Annotated in this window: 20 protein-coding genes and 1 pseudogene; 14 read left to right on the top strand and 7 right to left on the bottom strand. The window is 35.4% G+C overall.

Going from position 1 to position 25,761, the window contains the following annotated elements:
• The first annotated feature begins 5 nt into the window (after positions 1-5).
• From ACFX5F_RS07385 to ACFX5F_RS07335, 11 genes and pseudogenes are all read left to right on the top strand, one after another.
• Complete coding sequence (locus ACFX5F_RS07385) at positions 6-968, top strand: arginase (protein WP_379851368.1); 963 nt, start codon at positions 6-8, stop codon at positions 966-968.
• A gap of 231 nt (positions 969-1,199) precedes the next feature.
• On the top strand, positions 1,200-2,372 hold the full coding sequence (locus ACFX5F_RS07380) for a molybdopterin molybdotransferase MoeA (RefSeq protein ID WP_379851366.1): 1,173 nt from the start codon (positions 1,200-1,202) through the stop codon (positions 2,370-2,372).
• Positions 2,373-2,383: 11 nt separating this feature from the next.
• Positions 2,384-3,127, top strand: coding sequence for a sulfite exporter TauE/SafE family protein (locus ACFX5F_RS07375; protein ID WP_379851364.1), 744 nt, complete (start codon positions 2,384-2,386; stop codon positions 3,125-3,127).
• Between the two features lie 18 nt (positions 3,128-3,145).
• Positions 3,146-3,718, top strand: a complete 573-nt coding sequence (locus ACFX5F_RS07370) for a molybdenum cofactor guanylyltransferase (RefSeq protein ID WP_379851362.1) — start codon at positions 3,146-3,148, stop codon at positions 3,716-3,718.
• Positions 3,715-4,512, top strand: coding sequence for a uroporphyrinogen-III C-methyltransferase (gene cobA / locus ACFX5F_RS07365; protein WP_379851360.1), 798 nt, complete (start codon positions 3,715-3,717; stop codon positions 4,510-4,512). The genes ACFX5F_RS07370 and cobA overlap by 4 nt, the downstream gene beginning before the upstream one ends.
• Positions 4,509-4,745 (top strand): MoaD/ThiS family protein, encoded by a 237-nt coding sequence (locus ACFX5F_RS07360; RefSeq protein ID WP_379851358.1) that lies wholly within the window; start codon positions 4,509-4,511, stop codon positions 4,743-4,745. The genes cobA and ACFX5F_RS07360 overlap by 4 nt, the downstream gene beginning before the upstream one ends.
• A gap of 90 nt (positions 4,746-4,835) precedes the next feature.
• Positions 4,836-5,915 (top strand): molybdopterin-synthase adenylyltransferase MoeB, encoded by a 1,080-nt coding sequence (gene moeB / locus ACFX5F_RS07355; RefSeq protein WP_379851356.1) that lies wholly within the window; start codon positions 4,836-4,838, stop codon positions 5,913-5,915.
• An 18-nt stretch (positions 5,916-5,933) separates the two neighbouring features.
• Positions 5,934-6,368 (top strand): molybdenum cofactor biosynthesis protein MoaE, encoded by a 435-nt coding sequence (locus ACFX5F_RS07350; RefSeq protein ID WP_379851354.1) that lies wholly within the window; start codon positions 5,934-5,936, stop codon positions 6,366-6,368.
• 354 nt (positions 6,369-6,722) lie between these two features.
• Positions 6,723-7,636: pseudogene (gene moaCB / locus ACFX5F_RS07345) on the top strand (bifunctional molybdenum cofactor biosynthesis protein MoaC/MoaB).
• Entirely contained in the window at positions 7,623-8,630 is a 1,008-nt protein-coding gene (gene moaA, locus ACFX5F_RS07340; protein WP_379851352.1) for a GTP 3',8-cyclase MoaA, read from the top strand. Before moaCB ends, moaA begins: the two are co-directional and overlap by 14 nt.
• Before the next feature lie 214 nt (positions 8,631-8,844).
• The gene (locus tag ACFX5F_RS07335) at positions 8,845-10,173 is read left to right on the top strand and encodes an IS4 family transposase (protein WP_379851350.1); all 1,329 of its coding nucleotides are present in this window, start codon (positions 8,845-8,847) and stop codon (positions 10,171-10,173) included.
• Positions 10,174-10,754: 581 nt separating this feature from the next.
• On the opposite strand, the gene katG is transcribed toward ACFX5F_RS07335, so the two are convergent.
• The 4 genes from katG to ACFX5F_RS07315 all read right to left on the bottom strand — a co-directional run bounded on the left by katG (position 10,755) and on the right by ACFX5F_RS07315 (position 19,213).
• The gene (katG, locus tag ACFX5F_RS07330; protein ID WP_379851348.1) at positions 10,755-13,007 is read right to left on the bottom strand and encodes a catalase/peroxidase HPI; all 2,253 of its coding nucleotides are present in this window, start codon (positions 13,005-13,007) and stop codon (positions 10,755-10,757) included.
• A 487-nt stretch (positions 13,008-13,494) separates the two neighbouring features.
• Positions 13,495-14,046 carry an acyl-CoA thioesterase gene (locus tag ACFX5F_RS07325; protein WP_379851346.1) on the bottom strand — a complete coding sequence of 184 codons (552 nt, stop codon included), beginning with the start codon at positions 14,044-14,046 and terminating at the stop codon, positions 13,495-13,497.
• 158 nt (positions 14,047-14,204) lie between these two features.
• On the bottom strand, positions 14,205-15,647 hold the full coding sequence (locus ACFX5F_RS07320) for a rubredoxin (RefSeq protein ID WP_379851345.1): 1,443 nt from the start codon (positions 15,645-15,647) through the stop codon (positions 14,205-14,207).
• A gap of 53 nt (positions 15,648-15,700) precedes the next feature.
• Entirely contained in the window at positions 15,701-19,213 is a 3,513-nt protein-coding gene (locus ACFX5F_RS07315; RefSeq protein ID WP_379851343.1) for a molybdopterin-dependent oxidoreductase, read from the bottom strand.
• A gap of 287 nt (positions 19,214-19,500) precedes the next feature.
• Between ACFX5F_RS07315 and ACFX5F_RS07310 the strand changes: the two genes are divergently transcribed.
• From ACFX5F_RS07310 to ACFX5F_RS07300, 3 genes are all read left to right on the top strand, one after another.
• A complete protein-coding gene (locus tag ACFX5F_RS07310; protein WP_379851341.1) occupies positions 19,501-20,199 on the top strand; it encodes a Crp/Fnr family transcriptional regulator in 699 nt (232 codons plus the stop codon).
• 368 nt (positions 20,200-20,567) lie between these two features.
• Positions 20,568-22,004: an alginate export family protein gene (locus ACFX5F_RS07305; RefSeq protein ID WP_379851339.1), complete on the top strand. Its 1,437-nt coding sequence runs from the start codon at positions 20,568-20,570 to the stop codon at positions 22,002-22,004.
• A gap of 401 nt (positions 22,005-22,405) precedes the next feature.
• Positions 22,406-22,594 carry a hypothetical protein gene (locus ACFX5F_RS07300; RefSeq protein ID WP_379851337.1) on the top strand — a complete coding sequence of 63 codons (189 nt, stop codon included), beginning with the start codon at positions 22,406-22,408 and terminating at the stop codon, positions 22,592-22,594.
• Between the two features lie 196 nt (positions 22,595-22,790).
• Here the strand turns inward: ACFX5F_RS07300 and ACFX5F_RS07295 are convergent, their stop codons facing one another.
• The 3 genes from ACFX5F_RS07295 to ACFX5F_RS07285 form a co-directional block, all read right to left on the bottom strand.
• On the bottom strand, positions 22,791-23,255 hold the full coding sequence (locus ACFX5F_RS07295) for a DUF4265 domain-containing protein (RefSeq protein ID WP_379851335.1): 465 nt from the start codon (positions 23,253-23,255) through the stop codon (positions 22,791-22,793).
• Positions 23,256-23,391: 136 nt separating this feature from the next.
• Positions 23,392-24,882 carry an MFS transporter gene (locus ACFX5F_RS07290; protein WP_379851333.1) on the bottom strand — a complete coding sequence of 497 codons (1,491 nt, stop codon included), beginning with the start codon at positions 24,880-24,882 and terminating at the stop codon, positions 23,392-23,394.
• 149 nt (positions 24,883-25,031) lie between these two features.
• Positions 25,032-25,691 carry a response regulator gene (locus ACFX5F_RS07285; protein ID WP_379851331.1) on the bottom strand — a complete coding sequence of 220 codons (660 nt, stop codon included), beginning with the start codon at positions 25,689-25,691 and terminating at the stop codon, positions 25,032-25,034.
• Between the last annotated feature and the right edge of the window lie 70 nt (positions 25,692-25,761).

Genomic DNA, 25,761 nt, shown 5'->3' with positions numbered 1-25,761 from the left:
TTACAATGGAAAAAGCAATTAAATTAATAAAAAACAGATCTGATATTGGTGCCGGAACCAGAGGTTCGGATATGGGTATCGATGCGATCGAAATTGCGGCTATCAATCAAAATAGTGATTATTTTAATCAATTTGAATTTGAAGATGTTAAAACACATAACGAATCCATTTATGATAAAAACAGAAGCACTTCAGCCAAAAGAATCGAGCATGTTGTAGAACAATGTACTCGGGTTTGTAATGCAGTGAAGAAAAATTTAAAGGATAATTTTTTTCCAATAGTGTTATCAGGAGATCATTCTTCGGCTTTGGGAACCATAAGTGGAATAAAAGCGGTTTATCCGGCGCAAACCTTAGGAGTAATTTGGATTGATGCTCACGCTGATTTGCATTCGCCTTACACATCACCTTCGGGAAATATTCACGGAATGCCACTGTCTGCCGCGATTGCTGATGATAATTTGGGTTGTCAGAATAATGAAGTTCCTGCAGAAACGCAAGAGCTTTGGGAAGAAATGAAGAATATTGGCCACCCAGGCGCTAAAATATTTGCTGAAAATTTAGTTTATTTTGGTGTTCGTGACACCGAAGAAGCGGAGGATAAGCAGATCGAAAAATTAAAGATCAGAAATTATATGGTGGCAGAAATCCGCTATAGAGGTCTTAAAAAATGTGTTACTGAAGCTTTGGCAAAGTTGTCGCATTGCGATAGATTGTATATTTCTTTTGATGTAGATTCAATGGATTGTGATATGATTTCTTACGGGACCGGAACTCCAGTTCCCAAGGGATTTGATCAGTACGAAATAATTGCAATTATCAATCAAATTATTGAGTCTAAAAAAGTTGTTTGTATCGAATTTGTGGAGGTTAATCCATTATTAGACACCAAAGGAAATAAGATGGCAGAAACTGCTTTTGAAGTTCTGGAAGCAATCACATCCACCCTTATTTTGCCTGTGGAATAAATTATTGCTGTTTTTTATTAGCATAAGTAAACCCAAAATCTTTCTAGATTTTGGGTTTTTTGTTTTATGGATTTTACAGATTTGGTATTGCTTTATTTGCTTTATGATAAATAAAACGAATTTAATTGCACTTTATACATTTCGGCTTTAATTGTAGTCAATTATGTGTTGAGCTTTATATATTTACTTATATTTGTAGTAAGTATTTTTACTTAGTTTATTTAAAATTGTATGAGACAAGTGGACCAAGCCTTATCGATCATTGCAGAAAATAGTTGCAAGATGCCTATCAGAAAAATTAGAGTGGCAAAATCACTTGGTTTTATTTTGGCGGAAGCAATTTATTCTCCAATGGATATGCCGCCTTTCCGTCAATCAGCGATGGATGGTTACGCTTTTGCATATAGTGAATTGCAACAGTTTAATGTGGTAAGTACTTCACAAGCTGGCGATTTTTCGAATAAAAAAATAAAAAAAGGAGACGCAATCAGAATATTCACAGGTGCTTATGTTCCGGATAATTTGGATACGATTGTCATGCAGGAACATACTACAGTTAAAAATAAAACGGTTGAAATTACTAAAATGCCTGACCGTTTTGCGAATGTCAGAAACAAAGGCGAGCAAATAAAAGAAAACCAATTTGTACTTGAAAATAATACGGTGATTACTCCGGCAGCTATAGGATTTTTAGCTTGTTTGGGAATTACGGAAATAACAGTTTATGCCAAACCAAAAGTAGCTATTGTGGTTACTGGAAACGAATTGGTAAAAGTGGACAAAAAATTATCGGAAGGAACCATTTACGAAAGTAATTCTATTATGCTTGAATCTGCTTTGCAGGGAATTGGGATTAAAAAAATAGAAACATTTCGGGTAAAAGATAATTTGAAAGCGACAAAAAAGTTGCTGAAATATTGTCTTGCTACTTTTGATGTTGTGCTTGCTTCGGGCGGAATTTCGGTTGGGGATTATGATTTTGTAAAAGAAGCGCTTTTGTCTAATGGTGTAGAAGAGTTGTTTTATAAAATTAATCAAAAGCCTGGAAAACCGTTATTTTTTGGAAAAAAAGACAAAACAATTGTTTTTGCCTTGCCTGGAAATCCAGCTTCAACATTGACCAGTTTTTATATTTATGTTCATCCGGCGCTAAAAATAAATATGGGTTTTGAAGCGATTCATTTGCCAAAAATCAAACGAAAAATAACCGCCCAATTTGAAAACACATCAGGAAAATCCTTGTTTTTGAAAGGGTTGTATGATGATGAAAAAGTTACCATATTGGAGAGTCAAAGTTCAGCCATGTTGAACACTTTTGCGGTAGCAAATGCTTTAATTTATTTGCCTTATGATGTGGTAAATGTTGAAAAAGATCAGGAAGTATTAGTTATACCACTTAATTAATAGATTATAAGATGTCAATAGTAAATAATGATTTTTTGATTTTATTCGGCGTATTATTAGCGGTGGTTGCGTTTTTGTATTCCAGCGTGGGTCATGGTGGCGCTTCGGGATATTTGGCATTGATGGCGATTTTTGCATTCCCAGTTTCGGTGATGAAACCATCCGCCTTGTTGCTTAATTTGTTTGTTTCAGGAATTTCTTTTTTCTTTTATTATAAAAAAGATTTCTTCAAACCCAAACTGTTTTATCCTTTCGCGATAACTCCGGTACCGGCGGCTTTTATAGGCGGAATGATTCCGTTAGAAAATAGTTTTTATAAAATAGTGTTAGGAATCGTATTGATTCTGGCAGCATTGCGATTGTTCGGTTTTTTTAATTCTAAAGAAACAGATAGTACTAAAATGAATATTCCTCTAGCTATGGGGATAGGTTTTGGAATAGGTTTATTATCCGGAATGTTAGGCATTGGTGGCGGTGTTATCCTGAGTCCAATCATTTTATTATTGGGTTGGGCAATGTTAAAAGAAACAGCAGCCATTTCGAGTTTATTTATTCTGGTGAATTCTATTGCAGGACTTTCGGGCTATTTTATGGGAGACAAAACATTTCCAACAGAAAGTTTTTATTTAGTTCCAATAGCTGTTTTCGGAGGAATATTAGGTGCCTATTACGGGAGCGGCTATTTTTCCAATAAAGTGTTGAAATGTGTGTTGGCAACGGTAATCCTATTGGCGAGCGTGAAATTGATTGTTTAAGTCAATAAATTAGAAAGTATGCAAGTATCGATTCTTTGTGGAGGAAAAAGCAGCCGAATGCAGTCGGAGAAAGGATTGGTGTTGTACCAAAACAAACCTTTTATCGAGCATATTATTGAAGCGGTTTTACCAATATCAAGTAACATTCAATTGGTTACTAATACAAACGATTACGATTATTTGTTCTACAGGAAAATAAAAGATATAGTTATTGATAAAGGGCCTTTGGGCGGAATATACACCGCGCTGGTTCATTCGGAAACGGAGTTGAATTTGATATTGAGTTGCGACATTCCATTGATTTCTACCGAAATACTATTGGAATTGGTTGAAAAGCATGGTACAAATTTTGATGTTTCTGTTTTTAAAGATTCTGATCGGATTCATCCTTTGATCGGGATTTATGCTAAAAGTTTAATACCTGTTTTAAAAAAGGCAATTGATGCTAATGCTTTGAAAATGATGCGCTTCATTTTAAATGTAAAACATCAATTGATTCCGATTCCGAATGCCAAAAGACACATGTTTAAAAATATAAATTCTGTTGCCGAGTTGAACGAATTGAATACCAATTTATCCCAGTTAAAATGAAAAATTCAGATACACCAAAATTGACAATCGTCGGGGCAGGTCCTGGAGATGTGGAGTTAATCACTTTAAAAGCAATCAAAGCATTGGAAAATGCTGATGTTGTTTTGTATGATGCCCTTGTAAATGAAGAGTTGTTGCAGTATGCTACCCATGCTGAAATCATTTTTGTGGGTAAGCGTTTTGGTTGTCACGCCTACAGTCAAGATCAAATTAATGAATTGATTGTGTTGATGGCAAAACGTTTTGGTCATGTCGTTCGATTGAAAGGCGGAGATCCATTTGTTTTTGGCAGAGGAAGTGAAGAAATAGAATATGCTGAAAAATTTGATTTGGAAACCGCTATTGTTCCCGGAATTTCATCGGCTTTAGGTGTGCCGGCGTCTAATGGAATAAGTTTGACGCAAAGAAGAGTAGCCGAAAGTTTCTGGGTAATTACCGGAACAACTTCGGATCATAAATTGTCCAAAGATGTGGCCTTGGCTTCTCAATCCTCAGCAACGGTGGTCATTTTGATGGGAATGAATAAATTGGGCGAAATTATTTCGATTTATCAAAACAACAGAACCGATGATTTGCCTGTTGCCATCATTCAAAATGGTACCAAAGACACGGAGAAAAAAGTGGTTGGAACCATAAGTTCTATTACGAAGTTAGTCGAGGAGCACCAACTTTCCTCTCCTGCAATCATTGTCATTGGTGAAGTGGTGCGAAATGCTTCAAAATTAAGGACTTATTTTCAAGAGGAATTTTCGGATGATGAGTTTATTTTTCAAAACTTAAATTTAACGGCATGATCGCAGTCAAATATTTTGGCGCTATAGCCGAAAAAACAAAAACGCAAGGAGAAGAAATTTCTTTTTCGGGTTTACCTTTACACCAATTAATAGCAGCATTAGAACAAAAATACCAATTGAGTCAACTTTTTTTTAGTGTTGCAATTAATCAAAAAATAGTACAGGATACAGCAAATTATATGCTGAAAAGCAATGATGTTGTTGCTTTATTACCACCATTTGCTGGAGGGTAGAGATTTAATATTTTTGATTAACGATTTAAGATTTTTGATTTTAAAAAAAGTGGCGTTCAGAAATAAAACGTTTGTTCTAAACCTAGATTTATGGAAACAGCACGATACAACCGACAAATTATACTTCCAGAAGTAGGTATTAATGGGCAACAAAAACTGCAACAAGCCAAAGTCTTGATCATTGGTGCCGGAGGATTGGGGGCGGCTGTTTTACCGTATTTAGCTGCAGCCGGAATAGGGGAAATTGGAATTATTGACGATGATAGAATCGAAGTGACCAACTTGCAACGCCAAGTGATTTACAAAAGCAGTTCGGTGGGGAAAAGTAAAGTGCTGGAGGCGGCAGCAATGGCTTTGGCACTAAATCCTTCTATAAAAATAAATGCAATCACTGAAAAATTAGACTCTAAAAATGTAATTTCATTATTCGAGCAGTATGATATTATGGTTGATGCCACGGATAATCTGAATACTAAATATTTGATTAATGATGCGTGTTGCGTAACCAACAAACCGTTTGTTTACGGTTCTATTTATAAATTTGAAGGGCAGGTTTCTGTTTTTAATTATAAAAATGGACCTACATACCGCTGTTTGTTTCCAGAGGAAAATAATGAAGTGAGAAACTGTAGTGATGCGGGTGTTATGGGAATATTGGTTGGAATCATAGGTATGTTTCAGGCGAATGAAGTTTTGAAAATGGTTTTGGGAATAGGGGAGTTGTTGTCTGGAAAATTATTGGTTTATAATATGCTCAATAACGAACAACAGAAGTTTGAGTTTTCAAAAACAGACATAAATACTATCGATAGAGTAGCGTTCGAAAAAAAACATACCGTAATCGAAAGTACAATTTTAGAAATCAGCGTTGCTCTAGCATTGGAACAAATAAATAATAAAAATGTTGTTTTTCTTGATGTTCGAAATTCAGAAGAGTATCCAAAAATAACAATCAAAAATGGGCTTCAAATTCCGTTAGACCGTTTAGAATCTGCATTGCCTCAGTTGGATAGTAATGCGGAAATATTTGTTTTTTGTCAATCCGGAATTAGAAGTAAAAAGGCAGTTGAAATCCTTATAAATAATAATTTTGCGACTGCCAAAAGTATTGCCGGTGGCGCTATTGCATTGGATAAAATACTGCATAAAGGAACAGTTTCTGTTTCCTAAAATATAAAAATAAAGATCATGAGTACCAAAACTGTTTTCATTCAGGGACCAATTTCTTCAGAATTTATAGGACAGTCGATTGCCAAACACCAATCGAAAACTACTATTGGTGCGCATAATATTTTCGTGGGTCAGGTTAGAGCCGATGTAATTGATGGTCAAACCGTAGCTGCAATTGATTACACCGCTTACGAAGAAATGGCAGACGAAGCCCTGAACGTGATTAAAGAGAAAGCTTTCGCGCAATTCGATTTGATTTGCATGCACATTTATCATAGTTTGGGCGTGGTTAAAGCAGGGGAAATCTGTTTGTTTGTCTTTGTTTCGACAACCAGAAGAAAGCAAGTGTATGAAGCCACGGAAGCGATTGTGAATTGGATTAAAACAGATGTGCCAATTTTTGGTAAAGAAATATTCGAAAACAGTACTTTTACTTGGAAGAAAAATAGTTAGTAGTCATAAATTTGAAGGTCGAAAGTCTTTTTGAATACTATAAATAACCCGTTGGGTGTAATCAATAAAAATTTTAATTAATCTTAAATAAAAAAATTAAGCCAAATAGAAACATAGAAAAAAAGACTTGAATAGTCCAATTCTTGGGTTCACATAGCTAAGGTTTTCTCTAATAAAGTGAAACGCCTTCCAAAATTTTAAAATGTATGTTTCTATGTGTTAAAAAAATTAAATAAATTGAATTACACCTACGGGTTATAAATAGAATAATCCAAACGAATTAAAATAACGGTTTTATTGTTTTCAAGAGGTTGACTTTCCAACTTTAGACTTTAAAACTTTAGACACATATAAATGGTTGATATTACACATAAAATAAGTACGCTCCGAACCGCAACAGCAAAGGCAACAGTAATTGTGAGTCTTCAAGCCACAATTGATGCCGTTGTAAATAATCTGGTGCCAAAAGGGAACGTGCTGGAAATGGCCAAAACTGCCGGGTTATTTGCGGTGAAAAACACGCATTTATCCATTCCGGATTGCCATCCTATTCCTATTGAATTTACATCGGTGGAATATGAAATCAACGCATTGAGCATTGATATTATTTTCAAGGTAAAAACGGTTTACAAAACTGGAGTTGAGGTAGAGGCGATGCACGGTGCTTCGATTGTGGCGCTTACGATGTATGATATGCTGAAACCTATTGACAAAAACATTGAGATTTCGACGATTAAATTAATCAATAAAGAAGGCGGGAAATCGTCTTTCAAAAATAGATTTCCATCAGCGATTAAAGCGGCGGTTTTCGTTTGTTCCGATTCAATTTTCGCGGGAGATAAGCAAGATCGTTCCGGTAAAATAATCGTTGAAAAACTGGAAGTTTGCGGAGTCAAAACGACACATTACGAAATCATACCGGATGAAATGGATGTGATTCAGGAGCGCACTAAAGCTTTCGCAAAAGAAAATCAATTGATCATTTTTACGGGAGGAACCGGGCTTTCGCCAAGAGATGTTACGCCGCAAGCATTGGAACCGTTATTAGAAACCAGAATCCCAGGAATTGAGGAAGCCATACGCAATTACGGGCAACAACGGATGCCGTATTCGATGCTTTCCAGAACAGTCGCGGGAACTTTAGAAATTCGTTGGTATTGGCTTTGCCGGGTTCAACAAATGGCGCAAAGGAATCCATGGATGCCATATTTCCTCACGTGCTGCATGTTTTTCATATATTAAAAGGCAATAATCATGACACCAAATAACGCTGTTTTAACGGATGATTTTGGACGTAAACACAACTATTTGCGTATTTCCTTAATTGAGAAATGCAATTTGCGTTGTACCTATTGCATGCCAGCCGATGGAATTGTATTAAGCCCAAAAGCAAGCTTGATGACGGCTGACGAAATTCACGCCATCGCCCAAACATTCGTCACTAATGGTGTTGACAAAATAAGATTGACCGGCGGAGAACCGCTATTAAGAAAAGATTTTCCTGAGATAATAGCCAAACTGGGGTCACTCAAAACCGAGATTTCCATTACTACAAACGGAATTCTGATTAACAAACATCTAGACGTTTTAAAGCAATTTAACGTCAAAAAAATCAACTTGAGTTTAGATACTTTGGTGGCTTCAAAATTTCATTCGATTACGCTTAGAGACCAGTTTCAGAGTGTAATTAATAATTTACATTTGTTGTTGAACAATGATTTCAAAATCAAAGTCAATGTGGTTTTGATCAAAGGATTCAATGACGATGAAATTATTGATTTTATTAAACTCACTAAGTTTTTACCCATTTCGATTCGGTTTATAGAATTCATGCCTTTTGCAGGAAATGAGTGGGACAAGAGCAAAATGGTTTCTCAAAAGGAAATTCTGGATCAGGTGCAACATCATTTCCCGGAATCCCATGTAGAGAAATTAGAAGACGATAAAAACTTCACTGCCAGAGAATTCAAAATAAAAAACTACTTGGGAAGTTTTGGGATAATCAGTTCGATAACCAATCCTTTTTGTGACGGTTGCAATAGAATTCGCCTTACGGCCAACGGGCAACTAAAAAACTGTCTGTTCTCTAACTCCGAAACAGATGTATTGACCCCTTTCAGAAATGGCGAAGCGATAGAATACTTGATTGCTTTTGCCATTAAAAACAAAAAGAAAGTACGCGCAGGAATGACTACTATCGAGGACGTAAATAATCCCGCTTTGAATCAAGACAACCGCAGCATGATTGCTATTGGCGGTTAATTTTCTACAATTTTTTTTAGGAGCTAATCTCGTTATTCGTTACAACCCATTTGGTCTTATACCCTTTTTCTAGGCGCCGGCAGGAGCTTCCTGCGGTCGCTCTCAATGTCATTAAGTTATCGGGTTTGTTTGTTTAAAAACAAGCATTTAGACATTACTATCCTTGTTTAAAAGTAATCTTTTTCGTATATTTATAGTATAATTTAATATACGCATGAAGACAAAGGAAAGCGCTTTAAAAATTTTAGAAATATTAAGAGGAGAGATTTATAGTGACAAAATTATTGTAGATTACCGAATGAATAAAGCGGATTTCAGTAGAACAAGAAAACAACCTTTTGGAGATATGTTACTTTTTATGTTTAATTTTCTTAGAAAAAGTTTGCCAATAGAAATTGATAATTTTGTGAATTTTATAAATTTAAGCAAGGTTTCTTTTAAGATTCAAAATTTCACTAAAAGTGCATTTGTACAAAAAAGGAGAAAAATAAACCCGGATGTTTTTAAACACTTATCAGAGATAATTATCAAAAATACGTACATCCCAAGTAATTTAAGCATTAAAAGGTTTAATGGTTTAAGAATTTTAGCGGTTGATGGGTCAAAGATAACTTTACCTTTTACACAAGAATTAAAGTTGTTTTTTGGTGAATCTAAAAATCAATATGAGACATCAATAGTGCAAGCAATGTCATCTGTATTATATGACGTTTTAAATCACTTAGCAATAGACTCGGTTTTAGAAAATATAAAAACTGGAGAAAGAGATTTGGCATTAAAACACAAATCACATTGGAAGCAAAATGATTTGATTATTTACGACAGAGGATATCCTTCTTATGATTTTAAATATGAACATATTAAAGCTGGAATTGATTATTTGATAAGAGTAAAAAAAAACCATAGTAAGTTAGTAAGTTCTTTTGTTGGCAGTAAAAAAAGAACCCAAATTGTTGATATTAAACCACAAGAAAAGCACATATTCACAGGGAAAGAATACGATAAAAACACTAAAATTAGAGTTCGTTTAGTTAGGGTTGATTTGCCTAATGGAGAGGTTGAAGTTCTGATGACATCATTGTTGGATAGTCAAATTTATCCAGCAAGTATGTTTAAAGAATTATATTTTTTGAGATGGGGAGTTGAGACATTTTACGACGAATTAAAAAATAAATTGAAAGTAGAGTTTTTTACGGGTTACTCAAAAATAACAATTCAACAAGATTTTTTCTGCGCCATATTTATTAGCAATTTACAATCGGTCATTGTTAATGGTTTGGAAGAAGAAATGAAAGTTATGAACGAGAATACAAAACTAGATTATAAAATAAATACCAATTTATCCTATGGCTTCCTGAAAAATAGAATTTTAGAATTGCTTATTAAAGAAGCACCATTGGAATCTGTATTTAAAGAATTAGAAAACCTATTTCTTCGAAACACAATTCCCATTCGGAAAAACAGAAACAATAAACGTGAAGTAGGTAAATACAATAAACGAATTAGACCTAGAGTCCTTAAAAATCAGAAAGATGCAATATAGAAATAGCTTAACTTAATGACATTGCGCTCGCGCTAGCTTCTAAAAGACCACTGAAATTCCAACATAATATTATATTTATTTAAACGATCTCTGGCTCGTTTTCAACGAGTACCTACTTTAATAGTGCAAAACGTAGCGTTTGTAACGCGGTTCATGAACGACTTATAAGCTTTTTTCATAAAGAGTATTTTTGTAGTTATTTCTTACTTTTGAGAGGAATATTTAAGTGTGATTGCTTCGTTCCTCGCAATGATCAGATTGTGGAAATGTCATTATGAAAAAAATTCGTTATTCCTAGCCCTGATGGAAGCGACATCCTCGCAGCGTAGCGAAGAGATACAGCGGACAGCAGGAGGATTCGTTCTTGAAATCTGCAATCATGCTGCTCCTAAAGATAACCGCCCAGTTTACAGGAAATTTCCGCTTGTGCCTTGAAACTAAATTTCAAAAAAATAGTGATATCGCATTTGGTTTGAGACCTCCTTTGTCGGACACGAGCGATGATAATGAATAATAAATCAAAATAAAAAAGGTGGCCCATTACAGGCCACCTTTAATACTATATACTACAAGGTTTATAATTAAACTAAGTCGAAACGGTCTAGGTTCATTACCTTATTCCACGCTGCAATAAAGTCCTTAACAAACTTTTCTTGAGAATCGATACAGCCATAAACTTCAGCAATGGCTCTTAGCTCTGTATTAGAACCAAAAATAAGATCCACACGCGTTCCAACCCATTTGATTGCACCTGTTTTACGATCGGTACCCACAAATGCGTCATCCGATTCTGAAACAGCTTTCCAAGTTGTACCTAAATCAAGTAGGTTTACAAAGAAATCGTTCGTTAAAGCCTCTGGACGTTTTGTGAAAATTCCCGTTTGAGACTGATCAAAGTTTGTATTCAGTACTCGCATACCTCCAACAAGAGCCGTCATTTCTGGTACAGATAGTGTTAACAATTGTGCTTTATCAATAAGGAGTTCTTCAGCGGAAACCGTATATTTTTTCTTAACGTAATTACGGAAACCATCTGCTTGAGGCTCAAGAACTGCAAATGAATCTACATCTGTTTGTTCTTGTAAAGCGTCTGTTCTTCCGGGTGTAAAAGGCACTTTCACATCATGATTAGCATTTTTTGCTGCTTTTTCAATTCCTGCACTACCACCTAAGACTATTAAATCAGCAATGGAAACTTGCTTACCGCCAAAATTAGCGTTGTTGAATTCTTTTTGAATTTGACCAAGTGTTTCTAGAACTATCTCCAATTGAGAAGGATTATTCACTTTCCAATCTTTTTGAGGTTCTAGACGAATACGACCACCGTTTGCTCCGCCACGTTTGTCAGACCCACGGAAAGTTGATGCGGAAGCCCAGGCAGTTGATACCAATTGAGAAACTGATAATCCTGAAGCCAAAATGGTTGCTTTTAGAAAATCAATATCTTGATTGTCAATTAATTGATGTGTAACCGCAGGAATAGGATCTTGCCAAATTAATTCTTCAGCAGGAACTTCTGGTCCTAAATAGCGAGTCTTTGGACCCATATCACGGTGTGTTAGCTTGAACCATGCTCTAGCAAATACATCATTGAATTCGGCTGGATTCTCTAGAAAACGTCTTGATATTTTTTCATAAGCAGGATCAAATCGCAGTGAAAGGTCTGTTGTCAACATAAACGGTTGGTGACTTTTTGATGGGTCGTGAGCATCTGGCACTAAACCAGCTCCTGCACCATCTTTTGGTTTCCACTGGTGCGCACCTGCGGGACTTTTAGTTAATTCCCACTCATAACCAAATAAATTTTCGAAATAGTTATTGCTCCATTTAGACGGAGTGGTAGTCCATGCCCCTTCTAAACCACTAGTAATTGTATCTCCACCATTACCGGTACCAAAACTGTTTTTCCAACCTTTACTTTGTTCTTCGATACTTGCTCCTGCTGGTTCAGCAGTAACATATTTCTCTGGATCTGCCGCACCATGGGTTTTACCCAAAGTATGTCCACCTGCACTTAATGCAACAGTCTCTTCATCATTCATTGCCATACGGGCAAAAGTTTCACGAATATCATGCGCTGCTAATACTGGATCTGGGTTTCCGTTAGGTCCTTCTGGATTTACATAGATTAATCCCATTTGAACTGCAGCAAGAGGTTGCTCTAATTCGCGTTTTCCATTATAACGATTGTCACCTAACCATTCGCGCTCGGAACCCCAATAAATATCTTCATTTGGTTCCCAAACATCTTCACGTCCGCCAGCGAAACCAAAAGTTTCAAAACCAGCCGATTCTAAAGCACAGTTACCAGTTAAAATCAATAAATCAGCCCAAGAAATTTTTCTGCCATATTTTTGTTTGATAGGCCAAAGTAACAAACGAGCCTTATCTAAGTTGGCATTGTCTGGCCAACTGTTTAACGGTGCAAAACGTTGCGTTCCAGCTCCAGACCCACCACGTCCGTCCGCGATGCGATACGTACCTGCACTGTGCCAAGCCATTCTGATGAATAGACCACCGTAAAAACCATAATCTGCTGGCCACCAGTCTTGTGAAGTGGTCATTAAATCCATGATGTCCTTTTTCAAGGCTGCAAAATCTAAAGACTTGAACTCTTCCGCATAGCTGAACGTTTCTCCCATTGGGTTAGATGACGCACCGTGTTGGCGTAGGATGTTTAATTTCAATTGATTTGGCCACCATTCACGATTTGCCGGAGCAGAACCAGCGCCTTGCTTTGAATGAGTTCCATCACTAGCACCATGATTAAACGGACATTTGCTTTCACTGTTCACATTGTAGGACGTTGTGCCTGAGTTTGTGTTATTTTCCATATTGTAATTGTTTTATTTTCCAGATAACAAACTTACATATAAAAATTCTTGTCTAAATTTATTTTTAATAGATAAAAACTATAGTCCTTTTGTAAAATCCGTTATACCGTCAACTTACAGAAAAATGTTTAATTAAAAAGGTGTGATAGCATTTTGACATGAAGAATCTTAAGTGCATTAATTATTCAAAATCAATATGATTGGCTCGTGTGGTAGTACTAACGTCATGAATAGCAATATAGTTCTTTGTGTTATTGAATATTGGATTTCAAGAGTTGGATACAGAGAGATTTAAAAAGAATATAATGGTGTTTGTTCTACAAACAAAATAGCGACAAGCGTTTATCAAAATGAGGGCAGATGGTATACCTTTAAAAGGAGTAATTCTAATAAACTCTTGGGCTACATTTAGGCAAACGGAATTCTAAAACCAGAACTTTGGCAAGCTAGAGGACGTTATTCTTTTAATATTAGCAAATCATATTAATTAGTATTGCAACTCCACCTTAATATTATACCGATTTAAACTTAAAATGCTTTCGATAGATCCAAAAGTAGCAATGCTCTTTTGATATTCTCTTTCTTTTTTTAAAGCAATTTGTTTTACACAATTTTGAAACCTACTCACTTCTTTTAAATTCGTAAGTAATAATCCGGGAACGGCTGCTTTTTTTCCGTCTTTGTCTTTGGAAACCATTGTAAAATAGGAAGAGTTACAATGTTTTACGACTCCGGTCTGGATATTTTCGGCCTCCACACGAATACCAATAATCATTGAACTGGTTCCAACGTAATTCACACTGGCTTTCATGGTAACTAGTTCGCCCACTTCAATTGGTTTTAGGAAATTTACTGTATCCACAGAAGCCGTTACGCAATAGTTACCTGAAAATCTTGAAGCGCAGGCAAAAGCAATTTGATCGAGTAAGGATAGAATATAACCTCCGTGAATTTTACCACTAAAATTAGTGTGCGATGGAAGCATTAACTCAGAAATAGTGATATGAGAGAAACTTACCGTTTTGAAAGTACTGGTCATTTGATGAATATTTTTGTTTTAACCATTAAGAAATTAAGTATTAAAGCTTAATTTTTCTAATTTATTAATGGTTTGGTCTAAACCTATAGGTTATTGTGCAATATAGCCTCTCGAATATAAAAGGAAGATAAATTAATTGGTAGCTAATTTTCTTGCGATTATGATAAAGTGTCCAGTTTCTCTCCTGTCAACACAATAAAATTTATTTTTGGAGATTCACATAACGAACAGCAATAATCTTCTGGTAGATCTTTGAATAGGACACCTTTTTCAATTCCTTGAATAAGATCACCGTATTCTGAATTGTATAAAGTCAAACAGTCTGGGCATTGATGGATATCTTGTGCTGCTTTCTCTTTTTTGGTTGCAGTGTGACTAATTTCCACCGATTGATTTCCTAGTTCTTCAAAATATTTCCTGCTCAATTCAATCAAAATGTTTGGTAATTCCAGTTTATCGACATCTTGGGTATGAACAATATATTCTTTAGTATTTGGATCAAAATTTTTGGCATACAAAACATTATACGTATCTCTAATTTTGATGGACTCCAAGTCTTTTGGCAATTCATTTTTCTCCACTACAATCGAAGTGAAGGAATGTCCCTCACGATTATATTCTGATAAACCAAAGGTCAGTCCATACGTACTGATGTCAAACTGATCAAGCGTGCGGACCAGAAAAGTTTTAAGATTCAACGCCCATTCCATCGCAACAGGTAAGTGCCAGTTAAGTTCCAATAAAGAATGGCGTACATTAATTCCTTTTTTACCCAGGAATTTTTCCCAATCTAATTTTCGTTCCTTTGGAATCCCTTTTATAATAAAGGATTTCCATGGTGTGATGCATATTTTCCCAATTTTGCAATCAAAACATAAATCGCACATTTCTTTCAGAAAGTCTAAATCGTACAGGTTATTTCTCCAATACAATCCTAACCAATATTGGTCAATTCCCAATCGGTTCATTCCCTCATAGTAAGGAAAAGGATAAAAAGGAATGTTTAAAGGTTTGTCTATTGTTCTATTATTGGTGTCCAAAGCTTCACTGAGCAATTGAAAAATCATGTCGACAGAATCAGGTTCCTCTTCCAATATTTTTTCAATGGCGTAATATATTTCGCCTATGTTCCAACTGTAGATCAGTACGGGATACATTTCCATTTTATCCCATTTTGGCAGGCGGACATATAGAAACCAATAATCTTCATGATCGGAAGCAATAAAGTTGATATGTCCCGTAAACAATGGAACTAACTGTTGTTTTGGATCGGTGATGTTTACTTTTAGCTTGGGTTGTTCTTTAAATTGCTCTAAAATATACAAAAATTTATTTCCGGTAAGCCAAGGCGTATTTCTGAAAATATCGGTAGACACATAGGACGAAACGATGTTATTCCCACTTTTTTCATTGGGATAAACAAAATAGTTCTTACCTGTTTTTTCCTTTTCAATGTGGTTGAAACCTTTAGGGAATATGATATCCTGTCTAGAACCAAAGGAGATGGATTCCAGTCCTTGTTCTAAAGCCATATTTACAATTCCACGCAATTCACCTGGTGAAATAACACCTCCTTTTACTATTAGTCTTGTCAATTCCATATTTTATAGTGTTTGGTGTTCAGTTTGCAGTGTTCAGATGCTACTGACCACTATTATTTAATCTTCGCTAATATTTCTTTCACTTCAGTTTTACAACTTCCACAACCTAATCCAGCTCCGGTGGTTTTGCATAATTCAGTAAAATTGGTCACGCCGCTTTTTATGGCTTCTTCAATATTTCCGCTTCCTACCTGGCTGCAAGAACAAACTAATTTGCCAATTGCGGGTTTTGTATTCGAACTTCCTCTAAGCAAGGTGTTTCTTTTATCAGATAATTCGATTTTGCTTTCGATCATTGTTTTGAACTCCGCAAACTCATTTTTATCACCCATCAAAATAGCACCAACTAATAAGTCATTTTTGACAATACATTTTTTATAATATCTTTTTCCTAAATCAGCAAACACAATTTCTTCGTATGAATCATCATTGTCAGGCATTTCTATTTCGCCAATACTGCATAAATTGATGTCTTCGAGTTTCAGGATATTCATCAACACCGAACTTTTATAAAAGCTGCTGATATCTCCGGCCATATAATTTGCCAAGACATCCGCTTGTTCTTCCGCTGCCGATGTTATTCCGAATAGCTGGTTGTTGAATTCAGCGATTTCTCCAATCGCAAATACATTAGGAATCGACGATTGTAAGTACTGATTTACTTTTACGCCACGTCCGCAGGAAATACCGGATTCCTTTGCTAATTCTATATTTGGAATAGTACCAATGGTATAAACGATGGCATTGGCAGTTATAATTCGGCCACTTTTCAGGGCAATTTCTATTTCGTTTGGATTATCTGTTTCGAACACGGTACTGACTTCATTATCAAAATAAATTTGAATGTCCCGAAGTTGGACTTCTTCGGCCAGAAGCTTACTCGAAATTCGGTCTAATTGGCGTTCCATTAATCGGGAAGCCCTTTGAATTATTGTAATTTTTACTTTCTTATGTTTTAATGCTGCGGCCAATTCTAATCCTAATAATCCACCACCTACGATAACAACATGTTGCTCTTCTGGAATTAAATTAGTGTTATCCAAATAGTTTTTCAAGCGGTCTGCATCTTCTTTTTTTCTGATAGTGAATCGTCCTGGTAAATGCAATTGTGCATTTTCAGGAATAAAAGGGCGGCTTCCTGTTGCTAATATTAAAGAGTCGAAAGAATGGGTAATGCCTTCACTATCTAGAATTATATTTTCTTTAGTATTGATGTTGTCAATTGAAACGCCTGATTTCATCTTGATATTTAGGTGGCGTAAAGCTTCGTCTTTTATTTTTAAAAGCTGTTCCCAAGAAAGTTCTGCAGTTACATATTCCGGTAGTAAAACTCGGTTGTAAAATGGATTCTCTTCATTCGAAAAAACAATGATTTCATCTGAAGTATTGATTTCCCGGTAGTTTTGAATAAATCGGAAAGCCGCTGCTCCAGCACCTACAACCGCGATTTTTTCGAAAGGTTTCACGTATTTGGCTACGGAAACAGTAGTAAACTTAAAATCAGGTTCTTTTGAAACAGGATCTACGAGAGTATTCGTTAAATTATTGGTTCTATTCAAATCATTTTCCAATTGTTTTCCCCAATGCATCGGTAGGAAAACAACGCCTTCTCTTATGGTGTCAGCCACTTTTGCTTTTACACGAACAGTCCCGTTTTTGCTGGTGACCACAACAATATCTCCGTTTTTTATGGATGCTTTGTAGGCATCAATAGGATTTATTTCAAGCACGGGACTTGGTATATGGGTCATCAAGCGGGATACTTTTCCGGTTTTCGTCATCGTATGCCATTGATCACGAATGCGCCCAGTAGTTAAAATAAACGGAAACCTGTCATTTGGTTGTTCGGACGTGTTTTCAATAGCCGTTGGAATATTAAATATCGCTTTTTGTGATGGCGTATAGAATTTTTTATCGGTAAATAAACGGGGCGTTCCGGGATGTCCGTAATCAGGGACAGGCCATTGAAAGGTACCTTCGTTTTTTAGACGATTGTAATTTAAAAAGGAAATATCAATCGTGGTGTTTTTTGTCATTAAACAATATTCCTTATAGACGTCTTCGGTACTATTGAAATTGAATCCCGTGAAATTCATTTTTTTAGCAAAACGAGTCAGAATTTCCACATCCGGTAATGCTTCTCCTGGGGCATTGATACCTTTTGGCAAATAGGATATTCGTCTTTCAGAATTCGTCATTGTTCCTTCTTTCTCCAGCCAACCTGCTGCAGGTAATAATAGATCGGCAAATTTTGACGTATCGGCATTATGGGAAATATCCTGAACGACCACAAATTTGGCATTAGCTAAAGCTTTTTCCACTCTGCGAGAATCAGGCAAACTCACTAACGGATTGGTACATATAATCCAGATCGCTTTCATTTTCCCAGATTCCAAAGCTTCAAACATCTCTGTTGCCGTTAATCCCGGTTTTTCAGATAGGTCTTCAACTCCCCAAAAATCAGATACTTCTTTACGATGTACCGGATTGTTTAATTCTTTATGAACAGCCAGTAAATTTGCCATTCCGCCCACTTCACGTCCACCCATAGCATTGGGTTGTCCTGTCAATGAAAAAGGTCCAGAACCTGGTTTTCCTACGTGGCCGGTTAGCAAAGAAAGGTTAAGTAAGGCTGTGTTTTTGTCTACGCCAATAGCACTTTGATTCAAACCCATTGCCCAAAGCGAAAGAAATCCTTTGGCTTTACCAATGATATCAGCCGCTAATTTGATGTCATTTAAAGGAACGCCACAAAGTTTAGATGCTTTTTCTAAGGAACTAGAAAGAACAAGGTCTTTATATAATTTGAAATTTTCAGTATGTTTTTTAATGAAATCAGTATCGGCATATCCTTTTTCGATCAACCTTTTGGCTAAAGCATGGTATAAAATTATATCAGTACCCGGAATGATTTGTAAATGCAAATCTGCAGCTAAAGCCGAATCTGTTTTTCGAGGATCAACAACGATGATTTTTGTTTTCGGATTTTTTTCCTTGTGTTGCTCGATTCGTCTAAAAAGGATAGGGTGACACCAGGCAGGATTAGCTCCTGTAATCAAAAAGGTATCTGCCAGTTCAATGTCATCGTAAGCAATGGGTACAGAATCTTCTCCAAAAGTTTTCTTGTAGCCCGCCACCGCTGAACTCATACACAAACGGGAGTTGGTATCGATATTATTGGTTTTCAGGTACCCTTTTACCAATTTGTTTACCAAATAATATTCCTCAGTAAGGCATTGTCCAGAAATGTAGAACCCAACACTGTCAGGACCATGTTTTTTTATTATGGAGGAAAAGACCGCTGCTGCACGATCTAGCGCGGTATCCCAGCTCACTCTTTCCATAGGATGTGACTTACTCCATCTCATTTCTGGATAAAGGATTCTATCGGAGGTATCATTGACCACATAATGCAAGTTCATCCCTTTTGAGCAAAGCATCCCTTTATTTACGGGATGGTCTTTATCTCCCGTAACGGTTACTCCATTTTTTGCATCATTGGTTACTATAATTCCGCAACCTACTCCACAATAGGAACACGTGGTTTTTATTTCTGAATTTTGCATTATTGAATTTCTTTATTAACAATGAAAGCCTAGTATGTATTCTCTGTCTATCTTATGAAAGTGTAAAAATAAGTATTTTTACGTATTAATACGTATTAAATGAATTTTATTTTATATTTTTGGTTAAAAAAAATTGGAACCCTGAATTGCCTCAGGAACAATTTTAAATTTTATCAGTGACATTGCATTATTCAAAATAATAAATGATAATGAAGAATGGCGAATAGTATATTGCTTCGCCCGTTCGCTATCGCTCGGGTCCTTTTAAAAACAAATAGTAGCGTAGTATGAAAGAAGAATTAGCCTCTTGTAGCAGCTGTGTGAATGAAAATTGTTTCATTAAAAAACACATTCATTTAGAACAAATGAAAAGCTATATTGAAAGAAAACGCAGTTTTACTTGTAAAAAAGCGCAGCAATTTATCATTGAAGGTTCGCCTATTCAGGGTTTGTACTTTATCCATAAAGGAAAAGTAAAAACGGTGAAAACAGGTATTAACGGAAGGGAACAAATTGTGAGATTAACCAAAGATGGCGATACGGTTGGCTTCAGAGGTTTCGGGACCAGTAAGCGCTATCTTATTGGTTCTTATGCCTTGGAAGACACGACGTTATGTAATTTCAGTAATGAAGATATGCTGGAAATACTTCATAATGTTCCTGAATTTACTTTTGATCTAATGCTGTTTTATGCAGAAGAATTGAATAAAAGCGAGAATAATATCCGCAAAATTGCACAAATGAATGTACGAGAAAGAGTGATTGATACCTTGTTGTATATCCATCGAAAATTTGGACAAATCAATGGCGTAATAGAACTTGATTTATCTCGAAAAGAGATTGCTGATTTTGCAGGAACTAATGATGAACAAGTAATTCGGGTAATTTCAAGTTTAAAAAAAGAACTGCTTATAAAAACTGTCGGTAAGAAAATAGGCTTAGTTAATCCTGACAAATTAAGATCAGAAATTAAAGAACACAAATAGATACAAGTATAAATCCCGCCCTTTATTCTGTTTTTCCTGGTCCTCGCAGTATGTTGTCTCCTTCTGGAGAACGTACAATCTTCCTTTCTTTTATCAATATATAGAATCGCTTTTTATCTTTCTAAAAGCCGATTGACTTGATTTCTAGAAGATAAGTTTTTGTTATACGTATTTCTTACCAGATGTTTGATGATTCTAAAGCCACAGTGTTGTTGGTGTTCTTGCCTTTTTCTGTCAAATCGCAGAAGTAAAACCGTTTTAATCCCGTTGTTTTAAGTGTTAAAAAGCTATTTTCTTCTGTTATTTAGAAGATAACTAAGTATTAGTACTTATGTAAATTTGCTTCATACTAATTAAAACATAAGATTATGCAAAAGTTTAAAACCACATTGGCAGGGATTCAACGTTTAAAAATAGGAAAAATTTCAAAATTACTTTTTCTGGGAATTGCCTTAACAGCATTAAGTCAAAACGAAGCGAAAGCACAATTTACAGCAACAGGACAAATCAGAGAGAGAACCGAGTTAAGAGCGGGACAAGGAACATTGCAAAAAGAGGGTGATAAAGCTGCCTTATTCAATTCTCAAAAAGCACGATTAAATATAGGATTTACAGGATATCGATTTAAAGTTTTTATGGCATTGCAAGATGTACGCGTTTGGGGACAAGATGCTTCTTCTATAAACAGGACTACTACCGAAGCTAATAATGGAATCCTTTTGCATGAGGCTTGGGGAGAAATCATGTTAAATGACACTATAAGCACTGTCCAAAACTTATCTTTAAAAATAGGGCGCCAGGAAATTTCTTATGACGACCAGAAAGTATTGGGAGGTCTAGATTGGTTACAACAAGGAAGAAGACACGATGCTATTGTTTTTAAATTTGCCAATAAAGGATGGATTGCTAATGTTGGGGCAGCATTCAATCAAAATAAAGAACTGAACACAGGAACAGTTTATAATGGAGTTCCTACTGCTTATGGTGCTGGTACAACTGGAATTGGTACGATGTACAAATCATTTCAGTACACTTATATAGGAAAGAAACTTTCTTTTGGAGATATCTCGTTTTTATTCTTTAAAGATGATTTTAATAAATATACGAATGTTACTTCTGGAACACCGGCTGTAACTAGTAAAGTATATGGTGAAGGTGTTTGGAGTCGCAATACTACAGGATTTTATTTCAACACTAATGTGACCAGAAAATTCAATCTTACAGGAAGCCTTTACCATCAAGGGGGTAAGGACAAAGATGGCAGATCTATAAGTGCTAATTTGGCTTCGGTAACATCAACTTTACAAGTAGGAAGAAAATTATTTGTAGGTCCTGGAATTAATTATTTATCTGGAACTGACGGAACAAAAGCAGTTACTGCAACTTCACAAAGTAATCTTTTTGATCCCTTATACGGAACACCGCACAAATTCTGGGGAAGTATGGATTATTTCTATGCTGTGAATGGCTTTGGAAAACAAGGGCTATTGAACTATTTCTTTAAAATGAAATACAACGCGAAAGATAACCTTACATTTTTTGCTGATCTACATGGTTTTGCTGCAGCAAACACCTTGTCTAATGGAGCTGGGGGAGAATTAGATTCTTATTTAGGGACTGAGGTTGACTTAATGGTACAATACAATTTGACCAAAATGATCACTATTGAAGCTGGATATTCTGTAATGAAAGCAACTAATTCGATGGCATCAGCAGCGGTTAAAAATGTTATAACACCAGATCTTAGTCCACAATTTGCTTATCTAATGCTAAATATCAAGCCTAACTTTTTAGCCAAAAAATAAATTAGAGTGTCCAATTCTTAAAATAAAAACATCATGAGTTATTTAGAAATAAAAGATTTGTAAATTTTATTTCCAACACCAAACGAAAAATATGTTGCAGTAAAAGATATTAGTCTTTCTATCAAAAAAGGAGAAAATGTTTCCATCGTTGGGGATCTGTTTGTTGAAAATCAACGATTAAAATGAAATATTCCAAATCAGCGAAACATGAAATCGTAGAGAAAAATCCTAAAATAGTTAATTTATACGAGTACAAAGATAAATTGCCGGGCTATTATCCGGTGGAATGAAACGAAGGGTAGCAATCGCAAGAGCATTTTCTATAAACCCTGGCGTTATTATTTGATTAGCCTTTTGGGGCTTTGGATGCACGTACCAAAGAAAGCATGTAATTAGAAGTTTTGAAATTATGGAACTTGAATAACAGAGATAAAACGACTGTAATGATTACGAATGATATCGTAGAAACATTGTTTTTATCGGATAGAATTGTGGTATTGAATAACGGTCCAGCTTCAACCATCAGAGAAATCGTTGAGCTTCATTTGCCAAGACCAAGAAACAAAACCGAAATCGTAAAAATGCCCTAATATATAGAGTTAAGAGATAAATTGTTACATCTATTAACGGATAAATTCTCTATTGAAGATATGGGGATGGTGTATAAAAGTTAATTTTATTTAATTTGTCTATGGTTAAATCCCCGTAACGACTATTATTACGGGGATTTATATTTTAATGATGCTTATAGTCAATCAAGAATTCATTTTGTCTTATAAACATAATTTAGTACCAATGATTTTTTGAAAGATTGGGTTCTGCATACGTTATTATATGGTTCTCTTCCAGCTCCATTAGTTTCTCTCTAATTGGAGTATAATCTACAGCCGCTGGGATTTCTATAACAAAGTAATCGTCGTTGAACTTTTCAGATTCGCAACCCAAACTAGTGAAAAATTCGCGTATATCATTTACCACAAAAGATTTATCTTTTAGAATAACTTGGATAGTTGAATTTCCAGAATGTATAATCGTTTCTCTGTAAGTTAATTTATTTTCGGTTTCGTCAAATTCGGCTAATACAATATCGCCACAGGAAACAGAAGCATAAAAAGGGATATTATCCAGTTTGTACAATCCTTCTTCGGCGTTAATAGTGGCTGCCCATAAATTTTCAACAGTCCATTCATTTAAAATAGCACTAAAAAACCTAAACAGTATTTTTACACTAGTTTTTTGTTCTTTCATCATTTGTATTTTGAATACCAAATTAAAGATTCGTTATTTTGGAATCATTTGGAATTGATTTAAATATCAAATATACGTCTATTGAATACAAAAAAACGACTTTGAATGCATTCAAAGGCTTTCTAGATAGGTCTTTTTTTTATTTTCTAGAAGATTGTCTTTCCATCACTTTAGATAAATCAGGTTGTTTTTCGTTCATGATTTTGGTTGCCGTATAATGCATCCAAACCAAACATATAGCTGAAAATAGAAGTACAAATATCCAAGAGCTCGACCAAACACCAGTTGAAGTCAATAAATATCCGAAGATAATTGGTCCAAAAAATCCACCCAAGCCACCTATCATACCTACCATTCCACCGACAACACCAACTTCTGTTGGGAAATATTCAGGAATGTGCTTGTAAACGGCCGCTTTGCCAATTCCCCAAGAAATACCAATCCCGATTACTAAAACTAAGTACACCCACATATTGGCGTCAAAACGGATGTGGGTTATTCCCTTAGCAACCAATTCCTTTTTCTTCACTTCTTGATTTTGGGTTACAACCACTTGTTGCCAAGATGTTCGAACTGGAAAAATGGAGCTTTCCATAGGTTTTTCTACTTTTTGAGCGATAAGGAAATCTTTCTCACCAATTTTCACATTAGAATCAGAAATGGCAGTAATAGTTCCTTTTTTTGTAGCCATTACACCGGGACCGGTTGTAGTAATATCCATTTTTGGAACCATCAACAAAGCACTCAATATCACCGAAGAGGATAGTACCCAATACATCACTTTTCGCGCTCCGAACTTATCGGATAAATAACCACCAAAAGCTCGAATCACTCCAGAAGGCAAGCTAAACATGGTAGCAAATAATCCGCCCATGACAAGACTAGTTTGATACACGTTCATAAAGTTGGGTAACAACCATTGGGAATACGCAACGAAACATCCAAATACTAAGAAATAATAGGCTCCAAATCTCCATACTCTCACACTTTTTAAGGATTGAAGCATTTGAGAAACCGTTTTTGTTTGGTTCTCTATTTTTTTGTTTTTTGCAAAAACCAAGAATACAACACCAATAATTACCAGAGAAGCCCCGTATATTATAGGTAATAATTTCCAGCCATTTTCTGGGTCTTCAATTGAAAAATGATTCAATAAGGAAGGGGCAAGAAATGTAGTTATGGCAGCTCCAGCATTTCCCATTCCGAAAATCCCTAATGCTCTACCTTGCCATTCTTTTGGGTACCATATAGAAGTAAATCCAATACCAACAGCAAAACTGGTTCCTACCATACCAAACAAAAAGCTTAGAAGGGCAAACATGAAAAAACTATCAGCTAAAGGAAGTAGGAACAAAGGAATAGAACAGAGAAGCAGTAATATGGAGAATACATGTTTCCCACCAAATTTATCAGTTAAAATACCTATTGGTAAACGCATAATAGAACCTGTTAGAATTGGAATACCAAGAAGCCAGCCCACTTGGACAACGCTCCATTTAAAAATACCATTGTCTACTAAGAAGGTAACTAAAACACCATTTAAAGTCCAACATGCAAAACATACAGTAAATGCAAGTGTATTTAAAACCAAAATTTTATGGGATTGGGATAAAGAGTTTGAATTTTTCATGATACTTATATTTTTTACAAATATAAGTACTAAAACTTAGTTTAAACCTGCGTTTTCGCAGTTTGCTAAAAATAATTAAGTATTTATACTTAATTTATATAGAAGTACATAGTCTTTGAAATATTGGAAATGCTCTTCCTGAAAAAAGATTACAATAAAGAATATTCTGTTGCTTTATTAGAAAGTTCCATAAGATTTTTTACTTTCAATTTTTTCATCAAATTAAAACGGTGAACCTCTGCAGTGCGCTTACTGATGTCTAAAGCTTCGGCTATTTCTTTATTCCCTTTTCCAGATAATAAAAGTTTAAGAATTTCTTTTTCCCTTTTGGTTATCATCAGTTCTTCGTCAAGTACTTGCTTTTTTTCCATTACCCCATACGGATTGTTTAGCTGACCAATTAATATAGAGGAGATGTCACCACTGAAATATTTTCCACCATTAGCAATAGTATGGAGTGCTTTAAGAAATTCTTCTTTGCTGGAACCTTTAAGTAAGTATCCATCGGCTCCGGCTCTGATTGATTTTAATACGTACTCTTCGGATTCATGCATAGAAAGCATAACAATTTTTACCATATTGTTTTGACTTCTTAGTTTTTCGACTACTTCAATACCGGTCATATTAGGCATACGAATATCTAAAATGAGTAAGTCAGGATTGCTCGTTTCTACTATTTTTAGGGCTTCTAAACCATCAATAGCTTCGCCTACAACTTCTATGTTTACTTCGTTTTCTAATAATGATTTGATACCATCTCTTACAAATACATGATCATCTGCCAGAACAACTCGAATAGTATTACTCATAATTTACTTAATTTTTAAATCTGATTATTACGTATATTAACCTAAAAATAAAGGCTAAGATACGTATTCT

The sequence above is a fragment of the Flavobacterium zhoui genome (assembly GCF_042787235.1).
In the GTDB taxonomy this organism is placed as follows: domain Bacteria; phylum Bacteroidota; class Bacteroidia; order Flavobacteriales; family Flavobacteriaceae; genus Flavobacterium; species Flavobacterium zhoui.
The sequence above is the reverse complement of the archived record's forward strand: the minus strand, read 5'-3'. Positions and strand labels throughout refer to the sequence as shown.

What these genes read in the sequence shown, in the direction of transcription:
- ACFX5F_RS07285 (WP_379851331.1), bottom strand. Translation starts at nt 25,691, where the DNA reads ATGAGTAATACTATTCGAGTTGTTCTGGCAGATGATCATGTATTTGTA.
- ACFX5F_RS07325 (WP_379851346.1), bottom strand. Translation starts at nt 14,046, where the DNA reads ATGACCAGTACTTTCAAAACGGTAAGTTTCTCTCATATCACTATTTCT.
- ACFX5F_RS07370 (WP_379851362.1), top strand. Translation starts at nt 3,146, where the DNA reads ATGCAAGTATCGATTCTTTGTGGAGGAAAAAGCAGCCGAATGCAGTCG.
- ACFX5F_RS07315 (WP_379851343.1), bottom strand. Translation starts at nt 19,213, where the DNA reads ATGCAAAATTCAGAAATAAAAACCACGTGTTCCTATTGTGGAGTAGGT.
- ACFX5F_RS07335 (WP_379851350.1), top strand. Translation starts at nt 8,845, where the DNA reads ATGAAGACAAAGGAAAGCGCTTTAAAAATTTTAGAAATATTAAGAGGA.
- ACFX5F_RS07295 (WP_379851335.1), bottom strand. Translation starts at nt 23,255, where the DNA reads ATGATGAAAGAACAAAAAACTAGTGTAAAAATACTGTTTAGGTTTTTT.
- moaA (WP_379851352.1), top strand. Translation starts at nt 7,623, where the DNA reads ATGACACCAAATAACGCTGTTTTAACGGATGATTTTGGACGTAAACAC.
- moeB (WP_379851356.1), top strand. Translation starts at nt 4,836, where the DNA reads ATGGAAACAGCACGATACAACCGACAAATTATACTTCCAGAAGTAGGT.
- ACFX5F_RS07320 (WP_379851345.1), bottom strand. Translation starts at nt 15,647, where the DNA reads ATGGAATTGACAAGACTAATAGTAAAAGGAGGTGTTATTTCACCAGGT.
- ACFX5F_RS07305 (WP_379851339.1), top strand. Translation starts at nt 20,568, where the DNA reads ATGCAAAAGTTTAAAACCACATTGGCAGGGATTCAACGTTTAAAAATA.
- ACFX5F_RS07385 (WP_379851368.1), top strand. Translation starts at nt 6, where the DNA reads ATGGAAAAAGCAATTAAATTAATAAAAAACAGATCTGATATTGGTGCC.
- katG (WP_379851348.1), bottom strand. Translation starts at nt 13,007, where the DNA reads ATGGAAAATAACACAAACTCAGGCACAACGTCCTACAATGTGAACAGT.
- ACFX5F_RS07310 (WP_379851341.1), top strand. Translation starts at nt 19,501, where the DNA reads ATGAAAGAAGAATTAGCCTCTTGTAGCAGCTGTGTGAATGAAAATTGT.
- ACFX5F_RS07375 (WP_379851364.1), top strand. Translation starts at nt 2,384, where the DNA reads ATGTCAATAGTAAATAATGATTTTTTGATTTTATTCGGCGTATTATTA.
- cobA (WP_379851360.1), top strand. Translation starts at nt 3,715, where the DNA reads ATGAAAAATTCAGATACACCAAAATTGACAATCGTCGGGGCAGGTCCT.
- ACFX5F_RS07380 (WP_379851366.1), top strand. Translation starts at nt 1,200, where the DNA reads ATGAGACAAGTGGACCAAGCCTTATCGATCATTGCAGAAAATAGTTGC.
- ACFX5F_RS07290 (WP_379851333.1), bottom strand. Translation starts at nt 24,882, where the DNA reads ATGAAAAATTCAAACTCTTTATCCCAATCCCATAAAATTTTGGTTTTA.
- ACFX5F_RS07350 (WP_379851354.1), top strand. Translation starts at nt 5,934, where the DNA reads ATGAGTACCAAAACTGTTTTCATTCAGGGACCAATTTCTTCAGAATTT.
- ACFX5F_RS07360 (WP_379851358.1), top strand. Translation starts at nt 4,509, where the DNA reads ATGATCGCAGTCAAATATTTTGGCGCTATAGCCGAAAAAACAAAAACG.